The organism is Salinicola sp., assembly GCF_982684285.1.
In genome coordinates this window covers 1-18,983 of the sequence record NZ_CEXLVS010000056.1, presented here as the reverse complement: position 1 = coordinate 18,983, position 18,983 = coordinate 1, and the positions used below count along the sequence as shown (strand labels likewise).

The window sequence follows — 18,983 nt, the reverse complement described above, 5'->3', positions numbered from 1 at the left end:
GAGGAACTCGTCGCTGGCACTGCGACCCTGGTCGTAGGCCGCGCTCGCCAGGCTCGGCCAGCCGATCACGTCACCCACCGCATAGATGTGCGGGATCGCCGTGCGATAGTGGTCGTCCACCTGCAGCTGGCCGCGACCGTTGGCTTCCAGCCCGATGTTCTCCAGCCCCAGTTCGTCGGTATTGCCGGTGCGACCGTTGGCCCACAGGAAGGCATCGGCGCGCAGGCGTTTCCCCGATTTGAGGTTGACGACCACCCCCGCCTCGTCGCCCTCGACACTCTGGTACTCCTCGTTGTGGCGAATCAGCACGCCGTAGTTGCGCAACTCGTAGGAGAGCGCGTCGCTGATCTCGTCGTCGAGGAAGGAGAGCAGGCGCTCGCGGGTGTCGATCAGGTCGACCTTGACGCCCAGGCCGGAGAAGATGGAGGCGTACTCGGACCCGATCACGCCGGCACCGTAGATGATCAGCGTGCGTGGCGTATGCGACAGGCCGAGGATGGTGTCCGAGCAGTAGATCCGCGGATGACGGAAATTGACGTCCGCCGGGCGATAGGGACGGGAGCCGGTGGCAATCACGAACTGCGGTGCACTGAGCTCTTCCGCCCCTTCGTGATTGTCCCGAACCACCACGGTGTGCTCGTCGCGAAAGCGCGCCACGCCGAAGAACAGGTCGATGCGGTTGCGCGAGTAGAACTTGGTGCGGAGTTCGACCTGCTGATCGATCGTTACCCGGGAGCGTTCCAGAACCTTCGGAAACGAGAACCAGCGGGGCTCGCCAATATCGCGGAACATGCGGTTGGTGTTGAACTGCATGATCTGCTTGACCTGATGCCGTAGCGCCTTGGAGGGGATCGTTCCCCAGTGGGTGCAGTTGCCACCGACGGAGGACTGCCGCTCGACGATGGCGACACGCTTGCCATGCTTCGCCGCATTGATTGCTGCACTCTCTCCCGCGGGCCCCGAGCCGATGACCACGAGGTCATAATTGTGAACTGCCATGTGCTTCGCCTACTCCTTACCCGATGGCTTACGATTCGATTGGCTCGTGGCGACACCTGCGGCCAGCATGTCGCTCAACGCTTGACGGCGTTGTAACCCAGGTCCGCACCGCGGTTCTCGTCGCTGCGCCGACGCGCTCCGGCCAGGTTCTTGCGGCTCTCTTCCTCGCAGACCTCATCGTTGCCGCCGCAGATTTCGCATCCGTTCTTCAGGCCCAGCGTGTTGAGGCCGCCGCAGGAGCCCGCGAGAGGCTTGCGCCCGAGAATGACGCCGATCGCCATGCCGCCGACCAGCAGCAGCATGATGGCAAAAGCCAGAATCCAGATCGTCATGACTGACCCTCCTAATCCGAGTCTTTCAGATAGCGCTGAAACGCGGTCGAGGCCCGGGTTTCAAAGCCATCCGGTGTTTTGACAACGAGATAGACCGCCAGGTTTTCCCGCTCGGCCATGGCATAACCTGCGTCCGGTCCCATGACGTCGATCGCCGTGGCCAGCGCATCGGCCGTCATGCAGTCGGACGTGATCACCGTCACCGAGACCAGATGATGCTTGATAGGCCGGCCGGTGCGCGGATCGATGGTGTGCGAGTAGCGCTTGCCGTCGCTTTCGAAATAGTTACGGTAGTCGCCCGATGTCGCCACGGCCGAATCATCCAACTCTATGATACGCTGCACGCTGCGCTCGTTCGAGATCGGTTTTTCCACCGCGATCCGCCACGGCTCGTCGCCGGGCTTGCTGCCTCGCGTCCGGATCTCGCCTCCCACCTCGACCAGATAGCGCTGCACGCCCAGATCGTCCAGCGCCCGCGCCACCGCATCGACGCCGTATCCCTTGGCAATGCCCGACAGATCGACATAGACCGGCTTGGTCTTGGTCAGGGTGTTGCCATCGAGCTTCAATGCCTGGTAGCCGACCTCTTTCAGAGCCTTGGCAATGGCGTCGTCATCGGGCACGCGATCCGGATGCTTGTCCGGCCCGAATCCCCACAGGTTCACCGCCGCGCCGACCGTGACGTCGAAGGCCCCAGCGGACATGTCCCCCACCCGAATGGCCTCGCGGATGACTTCCGCTGTCTGCGGCGAGAGCTGGAACGGCTCTCCCACCGGTGCCCGATTGAACCTCGAGAGCTCGGAGTTTGCCTTGTAGGTCGACATCAACTGGTCGACCCGATCCAGCGCCGCCTTGACCGAACCCTCGATCTCGGCGAGCTGGTCGTCGTCGTAATCGCCGTAGAAGGTGACATGGAACCCGGTACCGAAGATCGGCCCTTCCAGCCGGTAGGACTCGGGTTCGCGCTCGCACCCGGCCAGCAGTGCGAATAGCAACAGGGCCAACCCCAGAAGGATCGGCCCTGTCGCTCGGCGCCGTTGCGATCCGATCATCCGCCGAAGTCATCCAGCATGATGTTCTCCGGCTCCACCCCAAGATCGGTCAGCATCTTGATCACCGAGGCGTTCATCATCGGCGGCCCGCACATGTAGTACTCGCAGTCCTCGGGCGCCGGGTGATCCTTGAGATAGTTCTCGTAGAGCACGTTGTGTATGAACCCGGTGGGCCCTTCCCAGTTGTCTTCCGGCTGAGGATCGGAGAGCGCCAGGTGCCATTCGAAGTTATCGAACTCCTCGGCCAGCTGGTCGTACTCTTCGTTGTAGAAAGTCTCCCGCCAGGAGCGCGCACCGTACCAGAACGACATCTTGCGCTTGGACTTGAGCCGCTTGAGCTGGTCGAAGATATGGCTGCGCATCGGCGCCATGCCGGCACCGCCGCCGATGAACACCATCTCGGCCTCGGTATCCTTGGCGAAGAACTCGCCGAACGGCCCCATCACGGTGACCTTGTCACCCGGCTTGAGACCGAACACGTAGGTCGACATCAGCCCCGGGGGATGGCTCGACTTGGGGGGCGGCGTGGCGATACGGATGTTGAACTTGAGAAGCCCCTTCTCTTCCGGGTAGTTCGCCATCGAGTAGGCGCGAATCACCTCCTCGTCGCTCTTGTGAGAGATGTCGAACAGGCCGAACTTCTCCCAGTCGCCGCGGTACTCCTCCTCGATATCGAAATCGGAGAACTTGATGTCGTAGGGCGGCGCCACCAGCTGCACGTAGCCGCCGGCCCGGAACGCCACTTCCTCGCCTTCCGGCAACTTGAGGTTGAGCTCCTTGATGAAGGTCGCGACGTTGGGGTTCTGGGTCACTTCGCATTCCCACTTCTTGACCCCGAAGACCTCATCGGGAACGCGGATCTTCATGTCCTGCTTGACCGGCACCTGACAGGAGAGACGCCAGCCTTCCTTCTTCTCGCGCAGCGTGAAGTGAGACTCTTCGGTCGGCAGGATCGAGCCGCCGCCATCGCTCACCTGGCACTTGCACTGGGCGCAGGAGCCCCCGCCGCCACACGCCGAGGAGAGAAAGATACCGTTGGCAGCCAGGGTCTGAAGCAGCTTGCCCCCGGCCTGAGTGGTCACGGTATTGTCAGGGTCGCCATTGATCTCGATCGCCACGTCGCCGCTGCTCACCAGCCGGCTACGCGCCGCCAGAATGATTGCCACCAATCCCAGCACGATCACGGTGAACATGACGACGCCGAGCACGATGATGGATGTATCAACCATGTCGGATTCCTATTTCCCTGTTTGCGGTGGCGCCGCGGTCACGACGCCACCCGGTCATGTTGGTGTCAGAGCTGGATGCCGGAGAAGGACATGAAGCCCAGCGACATCAATCCTGCCGTGATGAAGGTGATGCCGAGGCCTTGCAGGCTGCCCGGTACATCGCTGTACTTGAGCTTCTCGCGGATACCCGCCAGCGCCATGATGGCCAGGGCCCAGCCGGCGCCTGCGCCGGCGCCGTAGATCACCGACTCGCCGAAGGTGTAGTCGCGCTGCACCATGAACAGCGAGGCACCCATGATGGCGCAATTGACCGTGATCAGCGGCAGGAACACACCCAGGGCGTTGTAGAGCGCCGGCACGAACTTGTCGAGGAACATCTCGAGAATCTGGACGATCGCCGCGATGACGCCGATGTAGCTCAACAGTCCCAGGAAGCTGAGGTCGATGTTCTCGGCCCCTTCCAGGCCGGTCCAGCTCAGCGCTCCCGCCTTGAGCAGGTAGTTGAGGATCAGATTGTTGACCGGCACGGTGATTGTCAGGACCACGATCACGGCGATGCCCAGGCCGATGGCCGAGGAGATCTTCTTGGACACGGCCAGGAAAGTACACATGCCGAGGAAGAAGGCCAGCGCCATGTTCTCGACGAAGACCGCCTTCACGAACAGGCTGAGATAGTGCTCAAACATTGGCGGTCTCCTTGATCTTGGCCTTGCTGTTGGCAACGATGCGATATTCCGTCTTCTCGATCTGCTCCGGGTTGAACCAGCGCAGCACCCAAATGAACAGGCCGATGACGAAGAACGCGGACGGTGGCAGCAGCATCAGACCGTTGGGCACGTACCAGCCGCCATTCTGCACCGTGGGCAGGATCGTCAGGCCGAACACGCTGCCCGAACCCAGCAGTTCGCGCACGAACCCGACGATCAACAGGATGACCGCGTAGCCCAGGCCGTTGCCGACGCCGTCGAGGAAGCTCATCACCGGTCCGTTCTGCATGGCGTAGGCTTCGGCCCGCCCCATGACGATACAGTTGGTGATGATCAGCCCGACGAACACCGACAGCTGCTTGGACATGTCATAGGCGTAGGCGCGCAGCACCTGATCGCCCACGATGACCAGCGACGCGATGATCGTCATCTGCACGATGATGCGGATCGACGATGGGATGTGATTGCGAATCAACGACACGAACATGCTGGAGAAAGCCGTGACGGCGATCACCGCCAGACCCATGACCAGCGATACGCTCATGGAGTTGGTCACCGCCAGCGCCGAACAGATCCCAAGTACCTGCAAGGCAATCGGGTTGTTCTTGAATACCGGTGACAGGACGACGTCTTTCACGGAGTCGGTAGCCATCTTCACGCACCTCCTTGGGAATCGTCGTGGAATCGGGCGAGGTACGGGGCGTAGCCCTCGTCACTCAGCCAGAACCGCAACATGTTGGTGACGCCCCGGCTGGTGAGCGAGGCTCCCGACAGCGCGTCGACTTCGTATTCGCCGCTGGCGCCGCCTTTCACGAGTTGAATCTGAGGGTCCTGGAAATCACCGCCCTCATAGATTTTCTTGCCGTCCCACTGGGCCTTCCAGCGCGGGTTGTCGACTTCGCCGCCGAGGCCCGGCGTCTCCGACTGGTCGTAGTAGGATAGCCCCACGATGGTATTGCCGTCGCCGCGCACGGACAAGAAACCTTCCATCAGGCCCCACAGCCCCTGGCCCCGGATCGGCATGACGATCTGCTCCGGGTCGTCGGGATCGCCCACCAGGTAGACCGTGGAGTAGTTCTCCTGACGGCCGATCCCGGCGATGTCGTCCTCGCCCGACAGCGTGCGGGAGGTCGCCGGATCCCTGGCAGCATCGAACTGGTCGTAGCTGGCCGGGTCCAGGTCGTCGGAGTACTCGCCGGTCTTGAGATCGACCACACGCGGGGTGATCAGTTCGGCGTACTTCTCCTCGACATCGTCGCCCGGCTTGTAGAGCTGGGTCACCTGGAGGATGTTGCTCTTGCGATCCAGCTCCTGGTTCTGAACCTGCTTCGGCTTGAGAACCACGGCTGCGGAAGAGACGACCACCGAGCAGATGACGCAAAGTGAAAATGCGACGATCAGCGTCTTCTTGATCGAGTTGTTGCTCGCCATCAGACAGCCTCCTTCTCGGTGGACACCGGCGCCAGGCTCGCGAGCCGCTTCTGGCGTCGCCGGATGTTGGCCTGCACGAAATAGTGGTCGATGAGAGGCGCAAACAGGTTGGCGAACAGGATCGCCAGCATGATGCCCTCGGGGAAGGCCGGGTTGACCACGCGGATCAGCACCGTCATCACCCCGATCAGCGCACCGAAGATCAGCTTGCCGCGGTCGGTCATGGATGCCGACACCGGGTCGGTGGCCATGAATACCATGCCGAAGGCGAACCCGCCCAGCACCAGGTGCCAGTACCACGGCATCGCGAACATCGGATTGCTGTCGGAGCCGACGAAGTTGAACAGCGTGGAGGTCAGGATCATGCCGAGCATGACGCCTGCCATGATGCGCCAGGAGGCAATGCGCGTCAGCAGCAGCACCGCCGCGCCGATCAGAATCGCCAGTGTCGAGGTCTCTCCCACCGAACCCTGGATGAAGCCGAAGAAGGCGTCCCACCAACTGTACTGCTGATGCAGGCCCTCCATGCCATTGAGCGCGGCGTTGGAGAGCGCCGTGGCCCCGGTATAGCCGTCGGCCGGCACCCAAACGCTGTCGCCGGAGATCTGGGCCGGATAGGCGAAGTAGAGGAAGGCACGCCCGGTCAGTGCCGGGTTGAGGAAGTTCTTGCCGGTGCCGCCGAAAATCTCCTTGCCGATCACCACGCCGAAGGTGATGCCCAGTGCCACCTGCCACAGCGGGATGGTGGCCGGCAGCGTCAGCGCGAACAGCACGGAGGTGACGAAGAACCCTTCGTTGACCTCGTGGCCACGCTTGACCGCGAACAGCACTTCCCAGAAACCGCCCACCACGAACGTGACCAGATAGATGGGAAGGAAGTAGGTTGCGCCGAGGACGAAGTTCGCCCAGATGCTAGCCGGATCGTGGCTACCCGCCAGCGCCATGGTCAACGTCTCGCGCCAGCCACCGATCGCGCCGAAGCCATCGGCGATCGCCATGTTGGCCTGATAGCCGGCGTTGTACATGCCGAAGAACATGGCCGGGAAGGTACAGGCCCAGACCGTGATCATGATGCGCTTCAGGTCGATCCCGTCACGCACGTGAGTCATGCTCTTGGTGACGCTGGGCGGCGAATAGAAAATCGTATCGACCGCCTCGTAGAGGGCGTAGAACTTCTCGTACTTGCCGCCCTTCTCGAAATGAGGCTCCAGCTTGTCGAGCGTATTGCGAATCCCCATCGTCAGGCCTCTTTCTCGATCATGGTCAGGTTGTCGCGCAGGATAGGACCATACTCGTACTTGCCAGGGCACACATAGGTGCACAGCGAGAGGTCTTCCTCATCCAGCTCCAGGCAGCCGAGCTGCATGGCCGATTCGATGTCGCCAACGATCAGCGAGCGCAGCAACTGGGTCGGCATGATGTCCAGCGGCATCACTTTTTCGTAGGCACCGATCGGAACCATGGCGCGTTCGGAGCCGTTGGTCGAGGTATTGGGCGCGTAGTTGGGCAGTCCCAGGAACTGGGAGACGTAGATCCCCATCACCGAATGGCGATTGCGACCGGGGGACAGCCAGCCCATGAAGGCGCGCTTGTTGCCCTCTTCCAGCAGCGAGAACTGGCGATGGAAGCGCCCCAGGAACTGACGGCTTCCCTCGCACTGCATGCCACCGAAGATCGATCCCGAGATGACCCGCGTGTCCTCCGGCTGCTCGATCTCGCCCTCGAGCAGTTCCTCGCTGCTCGCTCCCAACCGCGTCCGAACCAGGCGGGGATTCTTGGCCCGCGGGCCGCCGATGGCGACGACGCGGGTCGGGTCGAGCTGTCCCTCGACGAACAGCTTGCCGATGGCGATCACGTCCTGGCAGTCGAGATGCCACACCTGACGCTGCAGGCCGACCGGCGACAGGTAGTGGATATGCGTACCCACCAGCCCGGCGGGATGCAATCCGTCGAAGCCCTGGGCGTCGACGCCGTCGAGGTCATCTCCCGGCAAGGGGGTGTCGCCACGGCGGCACACGAACAGTTTTCCGGGAGTCAGATGCCGGATCACCGCCAGCCCATGGCGGAAGGCATCGCTGTCGGCGTCGATGATCAGCTTGGGATCTGCCGCCAGCGGATGCGTGTCGATGGCCGTCACGAAGATGTCCGCCGGCACCGCATCGAGCGCCGGGACCCGGGAAAACGGCCGGGTGCGCAGCGCCGTCCACAGGCCGGAGTCGACCAGTTGGTCGACCACCTGCTGGCGTGTCAGCGAGGCCAACCCGTCCACGCCATGCGCGGTGAACGTTTCGCTCTCTTCTTCTTCGTCGAGCTTGATGACGACCGACAACAGGCGACGCTTCTCACCACGATTGATGGCAACCACTTCGCCGGCGCCGGGAGCGGTATAGCGCACCCCCGCCACTTTCTTGTCGGTGAACAACACCTGGCCCCGCTTCACGCGGTCGCCTTCACGGACCTCCATGGTCGGCTTCATGCCGACATAGTCGGACCCGAGCAGCGCGACGTGACGCACGACGCGCCCCTCGTCGAGACGCTGCTCCGGCGCCCCCGCGACGGGGAGATCCAGGCCTCGTTTGACTTCGATCATAGTCTCGCCCAGTTGTCGAATCTGATATTCGTAAGGAAAGAGCCGACTGACGTCAGGCAGCTTGATTATCCACCGGCAGCGTCGCAGGCGGGAAAGATGACGTCACGGAATTCGATGCTTTGCTTACCAGAAATTCAAGTGGCTTCCGCGGACCGTTGCCATAGGGACCGCACCTAAAAAACGGGCACCAGTATAATGATGCGGGCCTCGGAAGACTACTCGCTGGCATGCCAACCCGGCCATCGCACCACGAAAAAGTCCCGGCAGGACCGGGACTTTCGAAAGCGCAAGCCAGATTCTTAGACCAAAGTCGAATCAGCGAATCAGGACGTGGCAGGCAGGTAACGGTGACAGACCCGCGACATGTACTGAAGAATTCGCACCACCTGACAGCTGTATCCGAACTCGTTGTCGTACCAGACATAGAGCACGGCCTGCTTGTCATCGGCGATGGTCGCCTTGGCATCCACCACGCCGGCGTGACGGTTGCCGACGAAGTCCGATGACACCACCTCCGGCGAGGCGACGTAGTCGATCTGCTTGTGCATCGGCGAGTGCAGCGCCATCTGGCGCAGATACTCGTTGAGCGCCTCGCGGTCGGTTGCCTTGCCGAGGGAGAGGTTCAGAATCGCCATCGAGACATTGGGCGTCGGCACCCGGATCGCGTTGCCGGTCAACTTGCCCGAGAGCGCCGGCAGCGCCTTGGCCACCGCCTTGGCCGCGCCTGTCTCCGTCAGCACCATGTTGAGCGGCGCACTGCGCCCCCGGCGATCCCCCTTGTGGTAGTTGTCGATCAGGTTCTGGTCGTTGGTGTAGGAGTGGACGGTCTCGACGTGGCCGTGGACGATGCCGTACTCGTCGTCGATCGCCTTCAGCACCGGGACGATGGCATTGGTGGTGCAGGAAGCCGCCGAGACGATGCGATCGTCGTCGCCGATGGTCTGGTGATTGATGCCATGGACGATGTTCTTGAGGTCGCCCTTGCCTGGCGCCGTCAGCAGGACCTTGGAGACGCCCCGGGATTCCAGATGCTGGGCCAGGCCCTCGCGGTCACGCCACTTGCCGGTATTGTCGACCACGATGGCGTTGTCGATGCCGTAGGCGGTGTAGTCGATCTCGGCCGGGGAGTCGGCGTAGATGATACGGATGTAATGGCCGTTGGCGATCAGCGCATGGTTGTCGTAGTCGACATCGATCGACCCGGAGAAAGGTCCATGCACGGAGTCGCGGCGCAGCAGGCTGGCACGCTTCTCGAGATCGTCGCCACTGCCGCGCACGACGATGGCGCGCAGGCGCAGCAGATTGCCGCCCCCCGCCTTCTCGATCATGATCCGGGCAAGGATGCGCCCGATGCGCCCGAAACCGTAGAGCACCACGTCCTGGGGCTCACCACCCATGCCGCTGCTGTCGTGACAGCCCACGATATCGGCCAGTTCACGCTTGAGAAACGCCACGACGTCGCTCTCGCCGGCATGCTTGAACGCCACGCCCAGGCGCCCGATATCGATATGTGCGGGCCCCAGCTCGAGCTCGGTCATCGCCCGCACCATCGGCAGCGTATCGGCCACCGACAGCTCGGTGCCCTCGACCTTGCGGACGTAGCGATGGTTCTTGAGAATTCGCGTGACCGAGCGATTGATCAACGAGCGACCGAACAGCGACGGAATCACGTTGTACTGGCGATAGAGCTTGCCCAGCAGTGGAATCATCTCCTCCGCGCGAGCTTCGTTGTCCTGCCACTGCTGGAAGACGGTATCGAGCTGATCCTGACTCACAGGCTTGTCTCTCTCTGGTCGAATTGGCGGTCGAGCAGGCTCGTCGAGCCAGTCGCTCCATCGGATGGTGGGGTTCGTCGCTCGGGCAAGCGGCCAGCGTCGCTGAACGGTATCGAGTCGACTCAAAAACCCCATTATTATCCTCACCCTACGAAATCCGCCGCAATCACTGCGTGGTCGCAACTGTTGTAGTTTCACTACAAAGGTCGTAGCCGGCAGCCCCATCACCAGAGACAAGAAATACGACTCGGCGTCCCCGGCCGCGCCACGGCCTGCTATCATCCCTCAACGCAAATTCGTCGCTCGAAAGGCCCATGTCGCATTTCACACCGCTCACCCCGCCGCTGCCGACCGGCAAGCGCGAAACCACCTATTGCCAACTGCCCCAGGGGAGCGCGGCCGCGCTGGCCCTGGCGCGGATCGCCGATGATGCGCCGCTGCTCGTCGTCACGCCTGACACGGCCAGCGCACAGCGTCTCGAAAGCAACCTGCGCTTCTACGCCACGGTTCCGGTCATGCCCTTCCCGGACTGGGAGACGCTGCCCTACGACAGCTTCTCGCCGCACCAGGACATCGTCTCCGCCCGGCTGAGAACGCTGCGCGAGCTCCAGGAGGGGACCCGAGGAATCGTGCTGGTATCGGTCAACACCCTGATGCAGCGGCTGCCGCCGAGGGAGTACGTGGCGGGCCGCGTGTTGACGCTGGCGACCGGAGAGCGGCTCGACCGGGAGAGCTTCCGCGAGCGCTTGTCCCGCGCCGGCTACCGGGCGGTTGAGACGGTCTACGAACCCGGCGAATATGCCATGCGCGGCTCGCTGATCGACCTCTTTCCCATGGGGGTCGATGCCCCGCTGCGGATCGATCTGTTCGACGATGAGATCGACACCCTTCGACGCTTCGATCCCGACACCCAGCGCACCCAGGACAAGATCGAACGTATCGATCTGCTGCCGGCCCATGAATACTCGCTGTCGCGCTCGGCCATCGCCTGCTTTCGCGACGGCTTCGAAACGCTGTTCGACGTCGATCCGCGCCAATGCCCGCTCTACGTCGACGCGATCAAGGGCATTCCCTCGCCGGGGCTCGAACAGTATCTGCCGCTGTTCTTCGAGGAGACGGCCACCCTCTTCGAGCATCTCGCGGACCGGACCCGGGTCGCGCTGCTGCCCGACGTCTTCGCCGCCGCCGAGCATCATTGGCGTTCGATCGAGGGCCGCTTTGACAACCTCGGTGTCGACCCAACTCGCCCCCTGCTGCCGCCGGCGAAAGCGTTCGTGCCTGCCGCGGAGGTCTTCGCCGCGATCAAGCAGCACCCGCGGCTCGAGTTCGTGACGGACCCGGAGGCGCCTCACGCCATCCCCAGCGCGACCCAGCCGCCGCCCGCCGTGGCGATCAACGCCCGGGCCCAGCACCCGTTGGCGACGCTGGAAACCTTCCTCGACTCGCATCGCGGCCTGCGCATCCTGTTCGTCGCCGAATCCCGGGGTCGACGCGAGGCGCTGGACGAAGCCCTGGCCCCGCTGCATCGCGACATTCCGCATGTCGAGAACTGGCGCAACTTCCTCGACGGCAGCCAGCCCCTGGCGATCACCGAAGGCGCGCTGGACGAAGGCCTGTGGCTGGGCGTCCCCGAGCTCGCGGTGATCACCGAGACCGAGCTCTACGGCGAAGTCGTGCGTCAGAGCCGGCGCCGCGCCAAGGCCACCGACGACAACGAACTGGCCGTGCGCCATCTCTCCGAATTGCGGCCGGGTTCGCCGGTGGTGCATCAGCATCATGGCGTGGGTCGCTACCAGGGGCTGGAGATGCTCACGGCGGGCGGCCAGGCAGCGGAATTCCTGGCCCTGGAGTACGCCGGCGGCGCCAAGCTCTACGTGCCGGTCGACAACCTGCAGTTGATCTCCCGCTACGCCGGCGCCAGCGACGAGCTCGCACCGCTGCACAAGCTGGGCTCGGACAGCTGGGACAAGGCCAAGCGAAAAGCCGCCGAGAAAGTCCGCGATACCGCCGCCGAGCTCCTCGATATCTACGCGCGACGAGAGGCCCGGGAGGGGTTTGCCAGCGACATGCCCGGCGACGAATATCTGCGCTTCGCGGCCAGTTTTCCGTTCGAGGAGACTCCCGACCAGCACGCCGCCATCGAGGCCGTGATCGGGGACATGACCGCGCCGCGCCCGATGGATCGCGTCGTCTGTGGCGACGTCGGCTTCGGCAAGACCGAAGTCGCCATGCGGGCGGCCTTCCTGGCCGTCAACTCGGGCCGCCAGGTGGTGGTGCTGGTACCCACCACCCTGCTCGCCCAACAGCACTACGACAACTTCCGCGATCGCTTCGCCGATACCGCGGTACAGATCGAAATGCTGTCGCGCTTCACGGGCGGCAAGGGCGAAAGCGACGCCTTGAAGCGCATCGCCGAGGGCCGTGCCGATATCGTCATCGGCACCCACAAGCTGCTCTCCCGATCGGTCAAGTTCTCCAACCTGGGCCTGATGATCATCGACGAGGAGCACCGCTTCGGGGTCGCACAGAAGGAGCGCCTCAAGCAGATGCGCGCCGAGGTCGACATCCTCACCCTGACGGCCACGCCCATTCCGCGAACGCTCAACATGGCCATGAACGGGATACGAGACCTCTCGATCATCGCCACGCCGCCGGCGCGACGCCTCTCGGTCAAGACCTTCGTGCAGCAGCGCAACGAGCCGGTGGTCAAGGAAGCGATCCTCCGCGAAGTGCTGCGCGGCGGCCAGGTCTATTTCCTTCACAACGAAGTCCGGACGATCGAGTCCAGCGCCGAGAAGATCCGTGAACTGGTACCGGAGGCGCGGGTCGGCGTGGCCCACGGTCAGCTGCCGGAACGGGCGCTGGAGCGGGTCATGTCGGACTTCTACCACAAGCGTTTCAACGTGCTGGTCTGCTCGACCATCATCGAGACCGGCATCGACGTTCCCAGCGCCAACACCATCATCATCGAGCGTGCCGACAAGTTCGGGCTGGCCCAGTTGCACCAGCTGCGCGGGCGGGTCGGACGCAGCCATCACCAGGCTTACGCCTACCTGCTGACGCCCCCACCCAAGGCGATGACCAAGGACGCGATCAAGCGCCTCGAGGCCATCACCCAGAGCGACGACCTCGGCGCCGGCTTCACGCTCGCCAGTCACGACATGGAGATCCGTGGCGCCGGCGAGCTGCTCGGCGACGAGCAGAGCGGTCAGATGGAGACCGTCGGCTACAGCCTCTACATGCAGATGCTGGATCGCGCGGTCAAGGCCATCCGGGCCGGCAAGACGCCCAACATCGAAGCCCCGCTCGACGACGGCACCGAAATCAGCCTCAACCTGCCGGCCCTGATCCCCGACGACTATCTACCGGACATTCAGCAGCGCCTGATCATGTACAAGCGGATCAGCAGCGCGGCCGACGAGGCGGAGCTCAAGGAACTCCAGGTGGAGATGATCGACCGCTTCGGCCTGCTGCCGGCGCCGCTCAAGACCCTGTTCCGCCAGACCGGGCTGCGCCAGCGCGCCGAGCGGCTCGGCATCGCCAAGCTGGAAGCCGGGGCCGAGCGCGGACGCGTGATCTTCGGTCCGGACCCGCGGGTCGATCCGATGACGCTGGTCGAGCTGATCCAGCGCCATCCCGGCGAGTACAAGCTCGACGGCGCCGATACCCTGCGCTTCCACGGCGACATGGAGAGGGAGGAGGATCGCCTCCAGCGCATCGACCAGCTGCTGGAGACGTTCAACCGCAAGGCAAAGGCAGCTTGAGGCGAGTGTCGGCGACGATCAAGCTGCCCTGGCCGACGCCGGCGCTCGTGCTGCGATCAACGATCCCGCTGCCAGCACCAGGATCGAGACCGGCAGGCCGACGAAGACCGGGTGCCAACCCAACGGCTGGCCGGCGACCTGCCACAGCAGTGCCGTCAACAGGCCGATCCACATCGACGCCAGGCCGGCCCTGGGCGACAGCCGGGGCCAGATCAGCGCTGCAAGCACCGGTGCCAGCAGGCCGGATACCAGCATCGCCGAGCCGAGAATCCACATCTGCACCAGGTTGGGCAGATAGAGTGCCAGCGCCAGCGCGATCAGGGACATCAGCACCACGGAAAGGCGGCTGTAGCGCAGCAGCGTGCGCTCGTCGGTCCGCTTCAGCCGGGGCCGGATGATATCGTTGGCGATGGAGGATGCCCCCGCGATGAAGAAGGAATCGGCGCACGAGATGACGGTCGACAGCAGCGCCACGATCATCAGCGCCACCAATGGCAGCGGCAGCACCTCCTGGATGATCGCGTAATAGACCAGGCCGGGATCGGCGAGATCCAGATCGAGCCCGATGGCGGCCAGCGCCCCCAGCACCACGACGACGGCGCCGGTCAGAAAGGCGACCGTCAACCCGATCCAGTACGCCCAGCGAATGGTGGCGAGGCTCTTCGCCGCCCAGATCCGTTGCCACAGATCCTGCCTCACGAACTGATAGGCGCCGATGGTGAGGAACAGTACCGCCAGCTCCTGCAGCGTGATGCCGCCGAACTGCAGCATGTCGCGCTGCCCGCCGGCCGCGGCCAGCCGCTCGATCTCGCCCCAGCCACCCAGGCGCAGGTAGACGACCGCCAGCAGCACGATGACCGCCACGGTCTGCAGCGTGCCGAGCACGGCATCGGACCAGATCACCGCCTTGAGCCCGCCCAGGTAGGTCTTGAGCGTCAGCAGCAGCCACGCGATCAGGATGCCGGCGGTGACGCTGAGCCCGAACACCAGGTGGAGGATGGAAGCGATGGCGACGAACTGCATGCCGGTGATGGCGCAGTAGGCGCACAGGATGCTGACGATGGTCGGGATCCTGGCACGATCGCCGAAGCGCAATGCGGTAAAATCGGCGATCGAGACCATGTCGTGCTGCTCGCCGACCTCGCGGATCCGGCGCAGGAAGAAGACCGCCAGCAGGATGCTGGTCACGGTGAACGATCCCGGCAGCCATATCTGGCCCAACCCGCCGACGTACCCCTGGCTCATCGCGCCCAGCAGCACGGAGCCGCCGATCGCCGTGCCGACGATGGTCAGGATCATCGGGAACAGCGAGGCAGACCGGCCGGCCAGGTTGTAATCCGCGTAGGTCTTCGTCAGTCGATAGAAGTAGGCCGCGTAACCGATCAACAGTAGAAAGCAGACCGCCACCACCACACCGAGAATCCAGCGTTCCGTTGCATCGAACATGGGCCCATCCTTTATCGTTGTCATCGGATTCAGCCTAACCGCCCGTCACGGCAATGCGAAGCGCTTCAGGTTCGGCTCGCCCCCGGCGCGCGAGTCAATCGAATCCGGGTGATCTCCGCTGGCGCACCGAACCGCATCGGCGGCCCCCAGTAACCGGTACCCCGGCTGGTGTAGACCCACATCCGCCCCTGTCTCCCCAACCCGGCCAGGAACCGGTTGGCACGGCGTGCCAGCAGGCTCCAGGGCCACATCTGGCCGCCATGGGTGTGCCCGGACAGCTGTAGATCGAACCCGGCCTCCGCCGCCTCGGGGGCGGAGTTGGGCTGGTGGGCGAGCAGCAGCCTGGTGGCACCCTCCGGAATCCCCCTCGCGGCGGCCAGAGAATCGCTACGATGCGCCGCGACATAGTACCCCGCGGTCAGATCGGTAATGCCGGCAACCGCCAGTATGCTGCCATCGCGCTCGATGCATTCGAACTCATTGACCAGCACTCGCAGGCCCAGGCGTCGAAGCGCAGCCACCCAGGCTTCGGCTTCACTGTAATATTCATGATTGCCGGTCACGCAGAAGGTGCCGTACCGGGAAGTCAGGTCAGCCAGCGGCGCGACCTCCTCCTCCAGCTCGGAGACCCGGCCATCGGTCAGGTCCCCGGTGATCGCGACCATGTCCGGCGCCAGTGCGTTGCAGCGCTCGACGATACGCCGAAGATGGGCTCGCTTGATCGTCGGGCCGACGTGAAGGTCGCTCAACTGCAGGATGGCGAACCCCTCGCGCGCCGCGGGAAGCCCGGCCACGGCAACGGACACCTCGACCACCCGCGGAACCCGGCGTGCCTGCCAGACGGCGTAGGCTGAGAGCAGCAGGGTCGCTGCCAGGACGGTCCAGGCAGTGATGGAGACCGCGGCGCTCGACGGCGCGGCGATGAGCCACCACCCCGCCAGCAGGACGTCACGGGCGAGAGTGAGCTGGAGCAGGAACGAAAAGACGCCGGTCATCAAGGCGACCGGCCATGCCAGCCAACGCCCGTTGAGCCAGGTCACCCGGATTACCAGGGGTATCGCCAGGGCGCTGCAGAGCAGATAGCCGGCCACGATGACGTTGCCCCACGTGCCCGCCGACAGCCCCGGCAGCAGACGCCAGCCGACGTAACCGTGGAGGACCAGCAGGATCAGTCGCAGACGCAGGAACGATCGATGATGTCGCAAGTGCGGCATTCCTTGCATTGGGTGCGAAAAGGTCCGACGTATCGGAATTCGAAAGGTCGACAGGTCACCGCAGCGCCCATCGGACCCAGGTTGCGGCGCGTCCGGGACGGTGTCTCAAAATAGCGTCGAGCGACGTTGGCCGCAACGCCGGGCCCTGCGCTATTCTTGACCGCGGCGACGCCCAGTGTCGTCGTTATTTCACCTGCCCGGAGCCGATGTCCGCATGAGCCAAGCCACTGGCCTCTCGCGTCTGCCACTACGCAACGCCACCTTCATTGCCAGCCTCTGCCTGCTGGTCGTTTCCCTGCTCGGCCTCACCTCCTCCTCGCACTGGTGGTGGGGCGTCGTCATCTTCGGCGGGCTCTCCTGGCTCGGGTTTCACGACACTCGCCAGAAGCGTCGCACCATCAGTCGCAACTATCCGATCCTGGCGCACTGCCGCTATCTCCTCGAGTCGATCGGCCCCGAGATTCGCCAGTATTTCATTCAGTCCGATCTCGACGAGCGCCCGTTCTCCCGTGAACAGCGCGCCGTCATCTATCAGCGCGCCAAGAACGAAAGCGACAAGAAGCCTTTCGGCTCCCTGATCGACATGTACGCTCCCGGCCACGAATGGATCAACCACTCGCTGCGGCCGACCCACATCGAGGACAGCGACTTCCGCGTCCAGGTCGGCGGCAGCCTCTGCAGCCAGCCCTACGCCGCCAGCGTGTTCAACGTCTCGGCGATGAGCTTCGGCTCCCTCTCCGGCAACGCCATCGAGGCACTCAACGCCGGTGCCCGCAAAGGCGGCTTCTACCACGACACCGGCGAGGGCTCCATCTCCCGCTATCACCGGATTCACGGCGGCGACCTGGTCTGGGAGATCGGCTCCGGTTACTTCGGCTGCCGCCACGACGACGGCAGCTTCAACGAGGAGCGGTTCGCCGCCAACGCGCGCGACGAGCAGGTCAAGATGATCGAGATCAAGCTGTCGCAGGGCGCCAAGCCGGGCCACGGCGGCATTTTGCCCGCGGCCAAGGTCACCGCCGAGATCGCCGAGGCTCGCGAGGTGCCCATGGGCGAGGACGTGGTCTCCCCGGCCGGCCACAGCGCCTTCTCGACACCACTGGAGCTGATGGCATTCATCGGCCGCCTGCGCGAACTCTCCGGCGGCAAGCCGGTCGGCTTCAAACTCGCCATCGGCCACCCCTGGGAGTGGTTCGCGATGGTCAAGGCAATGCGGGAAACCGGCCAGCGTCCCGACTTCATCGTCGTCGACGGTGGCGAGGGCGGCACCGGTGCGGCGCCGCTGGAGTTCATCAATCGCCTCGGCGTGCCGCTAACCGAGGCCCTGATGCTGGTGCACAACACCCTGGCCGGCGCTGGGCTGCGCGAGGAGATAAAGATCGGTGCCGCCGGCAAGATCACCTCCGGCTTTAACATCGCCCGCACTATGGCGCTGGGCGCCGACTGGTGCAACGCGGCACGGGGCTTCATGTTCTCGCTGGGCTGTATCCAGGCGCTCAACTGCCACTCCGACAAGTGCCCCAGCGGCGTGGCGACCCAGGATCCGAAGCGCAGCCGGCACCTGGATGTCGCCGACAAATCCGAGCGGGTCTACAACTTCCACCGCAACACGCTCAAGGGCCTGGCCGAGATGCTGGCCGCGGCCGGGCTGCAACATCCCGCGGAGCTGGGTCCGGAGCACATCATCCGGCGCGTCTCCGCCGACGAGATCCAGGCCTACGACAAGCTGTTCACCTTTCTGCAGCCGGACGAACTGCTCAACGGCAACAGTCAGCACACCGTCTTTCAGAACTACTGGGAGGAGGCGCGCCCGGACTCCTTCTTGCCTCCCGCCCAGATCGCCGAACTGCGCCTGACCAAACTGCGCTGAGACCTAAGCTCTGTCTGAAAAATCGACGAGCGATAGCCAGACAAGGCAAAAATCGGCGAAAAAAGGACCGGGCTGGCGCTCCAGTTTACGCGGGGTAAATGAGTATTTTGACGGGGGCGCCGAGCTCGGGCTGGCGCACCAGTTGATTTTTAACGCCGTATGGTTGAGCGCAGGCATTTCTCAGACAAAGCGTAGGGCCGGGCATACGGCAGTCTCCCGACTGCCGCCCCGGTCCGGCTCCGCGTTTATATCCTCTCGCCGTCCGTCTCCGCCCCGCCCTCGACGGGGTCGAGTCCCGCGCTGGGCGCCGCCCAGCGCCGGTCGCCGGTGAACAGCGTCTCGACCAGTACTGGCGTCGATATCCGGCGCGCGCAGGCATCGAGCGTCGCGCGCCAGCGATCCGCCTCCGCGATCGAGAGCGAGTGCCCTTGCTCGAGCACGACGTGCACGGTGACGTAGAGCAACCGGCCCGGCCGGACCATGCGGATGTAGATGGCCTCGGTGGGAAGCGGTGCCAGCGCTGACGTGATCGCCGCACGGACGGGCTCGGCGATGGCGGGCCGCGGCGAACGGT

14 protein-coding genes and 1 pseudogene are annotated in these 18,983 nt (G+C 64.2%); 2 read left to right on the top strand and 13 right to left on the bottom strand.

What is annotated here, in order from left to right:
* The 10 genes from sthA to AC3AYF_RS07025 form a co-directional block, all read right to left on the bottom strand.
* A partial coding sequence (gene sthA / locus AC3AYF_RS07070; RefSeq protein ID WP_487779553.1) for a Si-specific NAD(P)(+) transhydrogenase occupies positions 1 to 999 on the bottom strand: 999 nt, incomplete at its 3' end.
* 74 nt (positions 1,000 to 1,073) lie between these two features.
* Complete coding sequence (gene nqrM / locus AC3AYF_RS07065) at positions 1,074 to 1,331, bottom strand: (Na+)-NQR maturation NqrM (protein ID WP_110600152.1); 258 nt, start codon at positions 1,329 to 1,331, stop codon at positions 1,074 to 1,076.
* A gap of 11 nt (positions 1,332 to 1,342) precedes the next feature.
* Complete coding sequence (locus tag AC3AYF_RS07060) at positions 1,343 to 2,383, bottom strand: FAD:protein FMN transferase (protein WP_295036079.1); 1,041 nt, start codon at positions 2,381 to 2,383, stop codon at positions 1,343 to 1,345.
* On the bottom strand, positions 2,380 to 3,612 hold the full coding sequence (nqrF, locus tag AC3AYF_RS07055; RefSeq protein ID WP_295036078.1) for an NADH:ubiquinone reductase (Na(+)-transporting) subunit F: 1,233 nt from the start codon (positions 3,610 to 3,612) through the stop codon (positions 2,380 to 2,382). The genes AC3AYF_RS07060 and nqrF overlap by 4 nt, the downstream gene beginning before the upstream one ends.
* 65 nt (positions 3,613 to 3,677) lie before the next feature.
* Positions 3,678 to 4,298: an NADH:ubiquinone reductase (Na(+)-transporting) subunit E gene (gene nqrE, locus AC3AYF_RS07050; protein ID WP_110600158.1), complete on the bottom strand. Its 621-nt coding sequence runs from the start codon at positions 4,296 to 4,298 to the stop codon at positions 3,678 to 3,680.
* Positions 4,291 to 4,971 carry an NADH:ubiquinone reductase (Na(+)-transporting) subunit D gene (locus AC3AYF_RS07045; protein WP_487779552.1) on the bottom strand — a complete coding sequence of 227 codons (681 nt, stop codon included), beginning with the start codon at positions 4,969 to 4,971 and terminating at the stop codon, positions 4,291 to 4,293. Before AC3AYF_RS07045 ends, nqrE begins: the two co-directional genes overlap by 8 nt.
* Before the next feature lie 2 nt (positions 4,972 to 4,973).
* On the bottom strand, positions 4,974 to 5,753 hold the full coding sequence (locus tag AC3AYF_RS07040; protein WP_295036092.1) for a Na(+)-translocating NADH-quinone reductase subunit C: 780 nt from the start codon (positions 5,751 to 5,753) through the stop codon (positions 4,974 to 4,976).
* Positions 5,750 to 6,988 carry an NADH:ubiquinone reductase (Na(+)-transporting) subunit B gene (locus AC3AYF_RS07035; protein WP_295036076.1) on the bottom strand — a complete coding sequence of 413 codons (1,239 nt, stop codon included), beginning with the start codon at positions 6,986 to 6,988 and terminating at the stop codon, positions 5,750 to 5,752. Before AC3AYF_RS07035 ends, AC3AYF_RS07040 begins: the two co-directional genes overlap by 4 nt.
* Before the next feature lie 2 nt (positions 6,989 to 6,990).
* Entirely contained in the window at positions 6,991 to 8,340 is a 1,350-nt protein-coding gene (locus AC3AYF_RS07030; RefSeq protein WP_295036075.1) for a Na(+)-translocating NADH-quinone reductase subunit A, read from the bottom strand.
* A 323-nt stretch (positions 8,341 to 8,663) separates the two neighbouring features.
* The gene (locus AC3AYF_RS07025; protein WP_487779551.1) at positions 8,664 to 10,115 is read right to left on the bottom strand and encodes a glyceraldehyde-3-phosphate dehydrogenase; all 1,452 of its coding nucleotides are present in this window, start codon (positions 10,113 to 10,115) and stop codon (positions 8,664 to 8,666) included.
* 314 nt (positions 10,116 to 10,429) lie between these two features.
* On the opposite strand from AC3AYF_RS07025, the gene mfd reads away from it, so the two are divergent.
* Positions 10,430 to 13,879 (top strand): transcription-repair coupling factor, encoded by a 3,450-nt coding sequence (gene mfd, locus AC3AYF_RS07020; protein WP_295036073.1) that lies wholly within the window; start codon positions 10,430 to 10,432, stop codon positions 13,877 to 13,879.
* Between the two features lie 18 nt (positions 13,880 to 13,897).
* Here the strand turns inward: mfd and AC3AYF_RS07015 are convergent, their stop codons facing one another.
* Together AC3AYF_RS07015 and AC3AYF_RS07010 are read right to left on the bottom strand one after the other, a co-directional pair.
* Entirely contained in the window at positions 13,898 to 15,325 is a 1,428-nt protein-coding gene (locus tag AC3AYF_RS07015; protein ID WP_295036072.1) for a sodium:solute symporter family protein, read from the bottom strand.
* Between the two features lie 65 nt (positions 15,326 to 15,390).
* Positions 15,391 to 16,530, bottom strand: coding sequence for a metallophosphoesterase (locus tag AC3AYF_RS07010; protein ID WP_295036071.1), 1,140 nt, complete (start codon positions 16,528 to 16,530; stop codon positions 15,391 to 15,393).
* 223 nt (positions 16,531 to 16,753) lie between these two features.
* On the opposite strand from AC3AYF_RS07010, the gene AC3AYF_RS07005 reads away from it, so the two are divergent.
* Positions 16,754 to 18,409 (top strand): FMN-binding glutamate synthase family protein, encoded by a 1,656-nt coding sequence (locus AC3AYF_RS07005; protein ID WP_295036070.1) that lies wholly within the window; start codon positions 16,754 to 16,756, stop codon positions 18,407 to 18,409.
* 245 nt (positions 18,410 to 18,654) lie between these two features.
* On the opposite strand, the pseudogene AC3AYF_RS07000 reads toward AC3AYF_RS07005, so the two are convergent.
* Positions 18,655 to 18,983, bottom strand: a pseudogene (locus AC3AYF_RS07000) (hypothetical protein); the annotation flags it as partial.